9 protein-coding genes are annotated in these 10,422 nt (G+C 46.6%); 2 read left to right on the forward strand and 7 right to left on the reverse strand.

Annotated elements, in window-relative coordinates; all coding sequences use genetic code 11:
• Positions 1 to 1,019 (forward strand): aspartate/glutamate racemase family protein (locus tag Q0224_RS02645; protein ID WP_297948903.1); only part of this gene is annotated, 1,019 nt, incomplete at its 5' end.
• A gap of 811 nt (positions 1,020 to 1,830) precedes the next feature.
• Here Q0224_RS02645 and Q0224_RS02650 read toward each other — a convergent pair.
• From Q0224_RS02650 to Q0224_RS02660, 3 genes are all read right to left on the reverse strand, one after another.
• Positions 1,831 to 2,187 carry an EexN family lipoprotein gene (locus Q0224_RS02650; RefSeq protein ID WP_297948905.1) on the reverse strand — a complete coding sequence of 119 codons (357 nt, stop codon included), beginning with the start codon at positions 2,185 to 2,187 and terminating at the stop codon, positions 1,831 to 1,833.
• Between the two features lie 303 nt (positions 2,188 to 2,490).
• Positions 2,491 to 4,185, reverse strand: coding sequence for a Na+/H+ antiporter NhaC family protein (locus Q0224_RS02655; protein WP_297948907.1), 1,695 nt, complete (start codon positions 4,183 to 4,185; stop codon positions 2,491 to 2,493).
• 16 nt (positions 4,186 to 4,201) lie between these two features.
• Positions 4,202 to 4,948 carry an SDR family NAD(P)-dependent oxidoreductase gene (locus tag Q0224_RS02660; protein ID WP_297948908.1) on the reverse strand — a complete coding sequence of 249 codons (747 nt, stop codon included), beginning with the start codon at positions 4,946 to 4,948 and terminating at the stop codon, positions 4,202 to 4,204.
• Positions 4,949 to 5,191: 243 nt separating this feature from the next.
• Here Q0224_RS02660 and Q0224_RS02665 point away from each other — a divergent pair, with 243 nt between their 5' ends.
• Positions 5,192 to 5,887: a hypothetical protein gene (locus Q0224_RS02665; RefSeq protein ID WP_297948910.1), complete on the forward strand. Its 696-nt coding sequence runs from the start codon at positions 5,192 to 5,194 to the stop codon at positions 5,885 to 5,887.
• Positions 5,888 to 6,482: 595 nt separating this feature from the next.
• Here the strand turns inward: Q0224_RS02665 and Q0224_RS02670 are convergent.
• The 4 genes from Q0224_RS02670 to Q0224_RS02685 form a co-directional block, all read right to left on the reverse strand.
• Positions 6,483 to 7,025, reverse strand: coding sequence for a DJ-1 family glyoxalase III (locus Q0224_RS02670; RefSeq protein ID WP_297948912.1), 543 nt, complete (start codon positions 7,023 to 7,025; stop codon positions 6,483 to 6,485).
• A gap of 10 nt (positions 7,026 to 7,035) precedes the next feature.
• Positions 7,036 to 7,611 carry a c-type cytochrome gene (locus Q0224_RS02675; protein WP_297948915.1) on the reverse strand — a complete coding sequence of 192 codons (576 nt, stop codon included), beginning with the start codon at positions 7,609 to 7,611 and terminating at the stop codon, positions 7,036 to 7,038.
• Between the two features lie 75 nt (positions 7,612 to 7,686).
• Complete coding sequence (locus Q0224_RS02680) at positions 7,687 to 8,949, reverse strand: major outer membrane protein (RefSeq protein ID WP_297948916.1); 1,263 nt, start codon at positions 8,947 to 8,949, stop codon at positions 7,687 to 7,689.
• Positions 8,950 to 9,736: 787 nt separating this feature from the next.
• Positions 9,737 to 10,123: a hypothetical protein gene (locus Q0224_RS02685; RefSeq protein ID WP_297948918.1), complete on the reverse strand. Its 387-nt coding sequence runs from the start codon at positions 10,121 to 10,123 to the stop codon at positions 9,737 to 9,739.
• Positions 10,124 to 10,422: the final 299 nt, after the last annotated feature.

Genomic DNA, 10,422 nt, shown 5'->3' on the forward strand with positions numbered 1-10,422 from the left:
CGCGCGGCGCGGACGCGGTCGTCGTTGCTTGCAACACCGCCACGAGCGCGGCTATTTCCGAGCTTCGCGGCGCTTTTAGCGTGCCGGTTATCGGCATGGAGCCCGCTATCAAGCTCGCCGCGGACAGCTTCGGCGCGTGCCCGACGCTGCTCATCGCCACGCCGCTAACGATCGCAGGCGAGAAGCTCGCGCGCCTCGTTGGGCGGCTGGAGTGCGAGACGTGGAGCCTGCCGCTGCCCCGTCTCGTGGAGTTTGCGCAGGATTTGGAGTTTGGCTCGCCCGCAGTTCGGGCGTATCTGCGGGAGGAGTTAGCTAAATTTGAGCTTGAACGCCTCGGTTCGCTCGTGCTTGGTTGCACGCATTTTAACTATTTCAAGGACGTTTTGCGCGAAATTTTACCGCCTCACGTGCGCATCATCGACGGCATCGACGGCACGCTAAACCGCCTGGCAAGCGAGCTGGGCGGAGGGCTGAAGCTCGCATGCGGCGAGGATTTGCCCTCGCGGACGGTTAAATTTAACGCCGAGGACGACGTAAAATTTGATACGAATTTGTCGGCGCAAGCCGGCAAATTTGGCGCGGAAGGACGAGACGCGGGCAGAGAGAGCGTAAAAGGCAAGAGCAAGCAGGACGAGGGGAGCGATGAAAGTAGCAGTAGCGAACAAGGCGCAGGAGGGGGCAACGAAAGCTATGTCGGCAAAAATAATGCAAAAGAGTGCGGCAAGAGCGGCGGGTCGGCAGGCTATGCACACGACGTAGAGCAGTGCGGCGAAGACAAACGCCGCATGTCGCCGCGCGCCGTAGATGCGAATTCGCAGCTTAAGCTTTATTCTAGAGACGGCGCGGATTTGTCCTTAGAATTTGAGCCGCGAAGCGAAGAGGCGGGTATTTCGCGAGTGAATTATCCGAACGGCAACAGCGTGGAGTATTTTTACTCGGGCAGGGCGCTAGATGCGGCGCAGCTGCGCAAGGTGGAACTGTTTTTAAAGCGGCTCGATGCGATGCGAGCAATCGACTAGGCAGTGCGCCCGTGCGCCGCAGCGCGGATTGAAATTTTATAGCGCCGCGGATCGCGCCACGCAAATTAAAATTCTAGTGCATCGCAAATCGTGCCGTGAAAGTTAAAATTTTTGATGCGCTATAAATCGCAGCGCAGACTCAAAATTTCGCCGTTTCGTAAATCGCGCCGCATAGACTAAAATTTCGGCGCGCTAAAAAATTTAACTCGGCTTGATGATTTAGAAGCGGCTTCGCAACGGCGTGCGAGCAATGGTGTCTCGCTACCACCCGGCGCGCGAAAATTAAAATTTGACGGGGCAAGACGCCGTCATTACCGCCACCATTTCAAATTTAATAGCGTAAGCCGAGATCGCCATATGTTAGGAGTTACCTCACGTCACACGAACTATCGCTGCGAATTTGAAATTTTAAATTTAGACTAGGGCGCGGATAAAGTGCGTACGCGAGGTTAAATTTAGCGCGCAGCGCAAACCGCCGCCGAGAAATTTAACTAGCGGCATGTGAGATCGTGAAATTTAGGATACCGCACTGCGAAATTTCACCGCCGCCGAGAGAAATTTAGGCAAGGCGCACGGCGTAAATTTTAAAATGATTAAATTTTAAGGCGCCGCGCAGCCCGTAAGTCTTTTCTGTGCTAGCCAAAAGCTCGCAGGCTTTAAATTTGAAATTCCAAAATCCGTAAAGCAAGATTTCGCGCCGTATCGTTTCGCGGGCGAGATTTATACTGCAAAATTCAGCGCTGAGCAGGGCAAATTTACTCTGCGCAGAAGGCACAGAGTATTAAAATGTATTAAGAGTTCAAAATTTGATTTATTCTATTTTCAAAGGAGTATTTGATCTTCTTATAAAAGAAGCGTCATAAGCATGTCTCAAATTAACGGCTTCGACACTATTTGGATCTGCGGGTTCTTTGTCTTTATATTTTTCCATGATAGCTTGAGCTTCGTCCCAATGCTCTAGGTAGTAATCAACAGTATACGCCATACTCTTTTCCTCTACGACCGTTTTGGCGTTCAAGCAATTCTTATATGAGTTACTTCCATCTTTAAGGGTATTGAAATCACACTTCGCTAAAACCTCTTTGGCTTCGTCAAGATGCGCGTCGTAATATTCCTTGGTCTTTACCTCGGTATCATCGCCGCAGCCAACTAATAAAGCAGCTAACACCCCCCCCAGAGGAACATTTTAGGATTTTTCATTTCATTCTCCTTGTTTGAAATTTATCGGTATTTTACTATCCGTTTACTTTGAAAATTTTGAATTGCAGGTGCACGCGCCGTTTTAATACGGCTAGTTAAATTTGGCTTTTAAAATTTGCCCGCGCGTTTTTGAAATTTCGCTTTAAAATTTTATCCGCGCGACGGAATTTTACAGAGCGGAATTCTGCGGGATAAAGCAAAATTCCGCCGGATAGAAATCCGCATCGCTGCGGAATTCAAAATTTAAAAGCAAATTTAAAATTTGTGAGAGCTACTCCTCTATCTTTTTACCTGCGAACCGCACGAGAGCCCATGTAACGGCAAGCCCCATCGGCAGCGCGATCCAGACGCTAAGCCCTAGCGCTACGGGCAGATAGCCTGCCACCACGGCGACCGCTCCGACGGATAGAGCGTAAGGCATCTGCGTCTTTACGTGCTCGATATGATCGCAGCCCGCGCCCATCGACGAAAGGATCGTGGTATCCGAAATCGGCGAGCAGTGATCGCCGAAAATCGCGCCGGTTAGCACGCCCGAGATATTTACGATCATATAGGCGTGAAGCGCATCGCCCGAAAGCCCGTAGTGAAGTCCCACGGCGTTTGCCAAAGGTATGGCAAGCGGCATTAAAATTCCCATCGTGCCGTAGCTCGTACCAGTCGAAAAGCTAATGAACGAGCCCAGCACGAAAATCGCTACCGGAAGCAAGAATTTCGGCGTGTTTTGGCTTAGCATATCGACTAGATAACGCGACGTGCCGAGCTCTTTGATGACAGAGCTGAGCGACCAGGCAAGCAGCAGGATCACAATCGTAACGATCATCGTCTTCCACCCCTTGATCCACGTAGAGATCGCCTCTCTGACGTTAAAAATTTTGCGGTAAACACTCATAAATATAGACACGACCGTAGCAAGAAGCGCCGCTTGAAAAAGCGCAACCGACGAGTTTGCGTTGCCGAACGTCGCCTGAAGCGTCGCAAAGCTTAGCGGAGCGGCTTTTGCGGCCGCTAGAGCGTCGCCTTGCAGCTTGCTTAGTCCGCTAAAATAAAAGCTCGCAAATGCGCCGCAGATTAGCACTATAAGCGGGATAACGGCGTTTGAGGCTTGCGGCTTGATCCCCTCTTTGGGCTCTAGCGTTTTATCTTCGAGCTCGGCGATGTTAGAATTTTTAGAGTGGATTTCGCCCGTCGCCGCGCGCCTTTCGGCCGAGAGCATCGGTCCGAAATCTCTACGCATGAACGCTACGTAAACCACGAAAGCGAGCATGAAAAGATTGTAGAAGCGATACGGCATGGTTTGTACGAAGATCGAGAAGGCGTTTACGTTTTGCACGCCGATCTGATCATATCCCGCTCTTATCAGAGAGACTTCGAGCCCTACCCAGGTAGAAATTAGCGCGATACCCGCAATCGGTGCGGCGGTGGCATCGATGATGAAAGCGAGCTTTTCGCGGCTGACCTTAAATTTATCGGTGATCGGTCTCATGACGGGGCCTACGATCAGTGCGTTTGCGTAATCGTCGAAAAATACGAAAAGACCCATAATCCACGTTGAAATTTGCGCTGAGATACCGGTTTTAGCGCGCTTGCTAATCCAAAGCGCCACTGCTTTCGTGCCGCCCGTCCTGCTAATCAGCGCGACCACGCCGCCGATACAAAGCACCTGCAAAAGCACGCCCGCGTTGCCTTTGCTAGCCATCGAGCCCACTACGCGCGCGACTAGATCGGTAAAGCTGCCCACAAGCGCGGAGATCGGATTGTCGTTAACGACTGCTAGCATATAGGTGCCGCTAAAAACGCCGATGAAAAGCGACAGAATCACCTCTTTGGTAATAAATGCAAGCGCGATCGCCACGACGGGCGGCACCAGCGTCCAGATGCCGAAAAGCTCGGCATTATGCTGTCTGGTCGCATCATCCACCGCAAACGCGGCAACCGATAAAAACATTAGTAATATAATTTTTTTCATTTTCTCGCCTTAAAATTTAATGCTTCTCGATAAAAAGCCCAGCCCAGCTCTGCTGTGTCGCCATCGCCTCTACGACATTGATATTGACTCGGTGCGGCATCGCTAGGCAGCTTAGTACGATCTGCGCGATATCCTCGGGCAGGATCGCATCGACCCCCTCATACACGGCTGCGGCGCGCGCTAGATCGCCCTTAAAGCGCACCTCGCTAAACTCGCTCTTACAGATTCCCGGCGCGATCTCCGTCACGCGGATACCGGTGCCGCGCAGGTCGTTGCGGATATTGCGGCTAAACTGCTTGATAAACGCCTTGCTCGCGCCGTAAACGTGGCTACCTGGATAGGGCCACGCGCCCGCAGTCGAGCCGAGATTGAAGATATAGCCGCTGCCGCGCGCGATCATCAGCGGCAGCACCGCCTTGGTCGAATACAGCACGCCTTTTATATTCGTATCGACCATCGTCTCCAAATCCTCTACGGACGTCTGCGCGATCCCCTCAAGCCCGAGCGCAAGCCCTGCGTTATTTACGAGCACCTCGACGTCTTTGAAATTTGCAGGCAGCGCGCTTACGGCGTCAAACACCGCAGCTTTATCGCGAATGTCCGCGGCGATAATGTGCGTATTGCCTAGCTCGTCGGCTAGCTTCTGTAGCCGCTCCTTGCGCCGCCCAAGCGCAACGATCTTATAACCCTGCGCGCTAAGAGCCCTGGCAATCGCCTCGCCAAAGCCGCTCGTAGCGCCCGTTATGAATGCCGTGTTTTTCATATGAGCCCCTTTGCGTAAAATTTTAAATTTAGCGCAATGATAACGCAAAACGGATTTAGAATTTATGAATTTTATCTTGCGGCGCGGGCGCGGATGAAATAATACGAAGACATTGGGCGTGCTTCTAGCGCGCACGAGCTCGCGATCGGCAACGGATTCGGCGAGCGCACGGCTAAATTTAAAATTTTACGCCGTTCGTTTGTCGCGGTTTGCTATAATCACTTAAATTTAGGGAAAAGGCAAATGAGCAAATTTATACGATTTATCCTTGTTAGTATCTGTGTTTGCGCCATTTATGCGGGTCTGAAATATGCTTTTATACTCTTTATCACGTGGCTTATGTTTAGTGGGGTATATTTTGATGGACCGGGTACGCTGCTCGGCATACCGCTCACGTTTCTAAGCTCATCGGTTATATTTGATTATTATTGTATTGCACTGGGTTCTCATCTGCTCTTTTTATCGCTGCTTAAAGGGCGCGATGTGAAAACGCGGTGGATTTTGCCTTTATTTTTTATCATAACGCTCGCGTTTTGTAGTTTTTGCGTCTTAATCGGGCACGAAGATTATCAGCGCATAAACGCGCTTTTTGCACTCTTGCTTATCTCTCCTTTTACGCTCATCGCATATGCCATCGTTACGACCGTAATCCTTGCCAAAAATAAAATTTCGGATTATTATCCGGTCTTAATCGCGATAATTTTTGTGCCCATTTATGCCGCCAGCATAGGGATATGGGGATTAGAACGGATATATTTTGGAGTGTTTCTAAACGCGACGATACTGGGGATTTTTTATTTCACGGCGAAAATCGGGCGCGTAAATTTGATCGCACACAGACCCGTACCCTACAAAACGCAAAATTCTAAAGACCGCGTTATTAAAACAATACAAAGCAGCGCGACATTTTTAAACGACGATATTTTAAAGAAGCGCTAAATTTTATCCTTTTTTAAGAATTCTACATAACGCTTTTGTCGCGCACTACAAGCTTATATTCTTCCCGATAAATCTGAGCTTTACCGACAAAACCTTCAAAAACTGCGCCGTTTTGCCTCTTGACACATTGACGTCGCTATTTGATCAAATTTATATCCAGCGTGATCTTATCGTTTTTGATCACGCCGATACCCTTATTTAGCACGTTTTGCGCGATCTGTTTAACTTCTGCTAGCGAGTGCATCGCGAAGGTGCCACACTAAAATTTATTCAGCTCAGCGATGCCCTTTTGAGGATACGCCTACAATATTTTATGCTTACGCTTCACGCCGTCGCGACGGTAAGGTTTAGTTTCAATAGCGACTAGCTCCAATAAAATTTCATCTGTTGCTCATAAAACCTTTTGCGTTTTTCGATCTAAAATTTGAGTTGCAAGAATTCCATTTGTCGTTTACGGATACTCAGAATAAATATTGTGGCTATTTATACGTGCAGAGTAAGATAAAATTTGTAGTTCTCAGGCGTGGCAAAATCACGCACCCCGTTTTACAGATGGCAAAATAAGGCGCGCTGGAGTCGGCTCTAACTTGAGATTTTATTTAAAAAGCAAATCGGATTTTAGCTTGGAATAAACCTGCTCGCCTTTTAACTCACGGACGATTTGTAGTGCGAATTCCATCGCAGTAGCAGGACCTTTCGAAGTCATTATATTTTGATCTTTTACGACATTCGCCGCATTTGTATAGCCTAGGTGAGCGATCTGATTTTCAAAACCTGGATAACAAGTGTAAGAGCTTTTTAGCACACCTGCGGTGGCTAGTGCCCACGGAGCAGCACATATTGCGCCGATCTTGGCATTGTTTGCGTCGAAGTTGCGCAGTATCTGCCCCAGCTTCTCGCTCTTTGCCAAATTTTCGGCTCCGGGCAAGCCGCCTGGCAAAACGATCATATCAAATTCCGAAACTTTTATATCGTCTAAAATTTCATCGGCGATCATCTCTACGCCGTGCGCACCGCAGACGCATTTCTTATCCAGCCCCACGGATGCTGCATCGATCTCCGCGCGGCGCAAAATATCGATCAAACTTACCGCCTCGATCTCTTCAAAACCGTTTGCCAAAACGATCGCTACTTTCATCTACGCTCCTTTATTTTAGGTATGAGCCCTGCTCGCTCGGGGCGGTCGAAATTTCAGTATTCGTGCTCCTACTAGACGAGCTATCGTATAGGAACGAATCGTCGCCTTTTAGATAAGCAATGATGTAGCCTAGCTCCGTAGCGCCCGTCTTAGCGGCGATCGGCTGCATGATATTTTTTGTCTTGCCACCATAACTTAGATCTGTAGTGTATTGCGACATAGCTATCGAGATCTCTTTGGCGTCCATATCTTTGAGTTTACGCGATACTCCATAAGCTCTTTTTTGGCCATTCTCGCCGTGGCAGGAAGCGCACTTCTCGGCAAAGATCGCTCCGCCTTTTTCTTTTAAAGAATTTATATTTCGATTTACCTTGCCGCTATGGGTTTTACTACCTGCGACCGGAGTATTTTTATAGATATTTACGGTTACATTTTCATCTTTAGAATGCTTTTCGATTAGGGATTTTAGCTCTTTGGCAAACTCTCCTTTGGCTTCAAATACGTATGTATCGTCGTTTGTGTTATCCGCAGCATTTAGAGCGAAAGTAAAAAAACATGCTAAAAAAGAAATTTTAAAAATTTTCATAAAAAACCTTGGTTTTAAATTTAAAAAGGGCGAAGCAAAAGCTTCGCCCTAATTTTACCTGTATAAGGTAAATAATTAGAAGCTGTATTTAGCCTCGAATCTAATTCGATCATTTTTCTCATCGGCAGCCCCTGCAGCACCATCAATCTTATAGTGCGAATACCAAGTTTTGAAGCTTAGCTTTTCATTATATTTATAAGAAATTCTACCTACTGCTTCGTATGCATCTTTACCAGCTGACTTACCATCTAGGTAATCGGCACCGATTCTGATACCAGTATCAGGAATAGTATAGCCTGCTACTGCATACCAATAATGATTTTTACCAGTAAAGTTCGTATAATCTAGCAACTGCTCACCCGGGCTGATAAAGGAGCCTTGATCTTCAAAGGATACAAAAGAAGCGCGATCTTTATTATCAGGCTCAAATCTTAAATAACCTGCAGCTAAATCGATACCGAATAGACCCATACTAGCCTCTGCAGCCCAAAAATCTGCATCACCTACATCAGTCTCTGCAACAAACACTGGTGGAACAGGAATGTTATTCCAATGGCCATAAGACGCTTTGTCAAAATCAGAAAATGCATATTGACCTTTTAAACCAATATTGAAATCATCGGAAATATCAAAGTTAAATGCTAACTCTGCAGCGAAAAGATCGGCTACATCCTCTAAAGAGTTATACCATAGTTGGAAAGCTACCGGATCGTATGAACCCATAGCCCCTATGCCATATAGATTATGATCGGTAGTTAATTTTCCTCCTAATGGAGCCATTGCACCTGTTCTATTCCACTTAAGGCTGCCAATATCACTATCATTCTCTAAAGAGTCCATCCAAAAGCCAGTAAGAGTTAGCCCCTCGATATCGGTGCTAGTAATCTTAACACCGTCCCCATACATATCATCCGTAAAGAACGAACCTATACCCTGGCGACCAACTGTAATCGTAGTGCCGCCAATAGCATATCCTAAGTAGGCCTTGGCAATATCAAATTGAGACTCATCATCCTCTTCATTTTTCTCCTGAAGATATACACCGTCTGAAGATGAAAAAGTCTGACCGTTATCTCTATCCATGAACCTAACACCGACTACACCGAAAAAGTTATCGTCGATTTTAGCTTTGAAATCTACTTCGGATTTGAATTCCCAGACACTAGATTTCTCGCGGTGGACATTTTTATCGGATTCATTATTGTGTGTATATCGCATACGAGCGTATCCGTTTAGATCCACATCCTTGATAGCTTCCTCTAACGGAACAGCACTTGCACTCATAGCAAGAGCACCTGCAGCGACTGCTGCCGCTAAACTAAGTTTAACTAGTTTCATTTTGAACTCCTTTAAAAGTTTGTAAGCGCAATAGTAGCACAAAATGACAAATTATATGCTTAAAATAGGCTGAAAAATACTAAAATTTTACCAAATTGTTACCGAGTATTTACCGAAAACCCAAATTTAACGGGCATAAAAAAAGCGAGACCCACACAGGCCTCGCCGATTATTGAAAGGAGTTCTAATTTCGATATGGGGATTATATCAGGCTGCGGTAAACAGACGGCAACACCTCTTTCATGCGGGAGAAATTTGATAAAATTTTACGACGTGAAATTTTATGAATGAAATTTCAAGACACAAAATTTGCAAAGCGTGGGTTTTAAAAATCTACGCGATATCTTATCGGCTAAGAATACAAGCACTGAGAACGAGCAGTGCGCGAAAAACTGCGAGAAAGTAAATTTATAAGAATTCCTCGAATTAAAATTTTAGCGTGGCTGTATTTCTATAATATAGAATTTTGCGGACAAAATGGCACTAGCAAGGAATTTAAGCGCGAAAGAAGTGGATATGAAATGCGAGCCGAGCCATATAAGTAAGATGTGTAGCGCAGAATTTTGTGAAATATAAAATTCCACAACTTATAAAATATAAAATTTATGCAGGCAATCGCATAAAGAATCAGCGGACTTTAAAGCGCAAGCAAATCGCGCCAGCCCGCTAGATTAAAAACAGGAGCTATTGCCTTCGTAAGAGTAGAGAACGAAACAAAAGCGTTCATCGCAAATTAAAAGCAGGCTAGCTTACCTTCAAGGGCGCAGCGGCTAAAAATCGCGTGGGATTAAAAGCTAATATTTTCGCTCTCTGGTACAGCAATAGCGTCGTTTTTATGCATTTGTTTGGTCTCGATTTTGCCGATGTCATAAGCGCGCGGAGCAACGGAACCCGCTTTGCGCGAGATGATTCGCATATCGGTGATAGCGCCTGCTGCGGTACTTATGTAGGCAGTATCTCCCGCAGCCGCATAATATCTGCTTGCGTGAGCGGTGTAGAGCTCGCCGCTGGATAGGTCTTTAAACGTATAGACGTAAGCTGTGGAGCTTTGACGAGTGTAGTTTACGATCTCGGATTTTAGCGAGCGTAAGTTGCCTGCAGGCGTCGGAGCGGTGCTTACGGCGCAGCCTACGATGCCAAGAGCCAAAAGTGCGAAAAATATGAAATTTTTCATTCAGTATCCTTTATTTGTAAAATTTGAACTTTTAGAGTAGTAGGTTTGGGCTTAAAGTTTGCTTTTTTGAGGGGCATCGGAGCAGAATTTAAGCAGATCTCTCTTAGCGTTAGGCGGAGCAAGAGCGCGCTTTTGACGATTTTTCTATATAAATGGAGCAAAATTTAGCGACAATCGCGAGCGAGACTTGGTAGTCGCGTCTAAATCAAACACGGCAGAACTTTAGCTTCTTTTACCTGGCTAGCTTGCATCAGCAACCTTTGCGGCGCTGACCGCGATATTTGCTAAAATCGGACTCG

Origin of the sequence: uncultured Campylobacter sp. (assembly GCF_938002845.1) — a bacterium.
Lineage (GTDB): Bacteria > Campylobacterota > Campylobacteria > Campylobacterales > Campylobacteraceae > Campylobacter_B.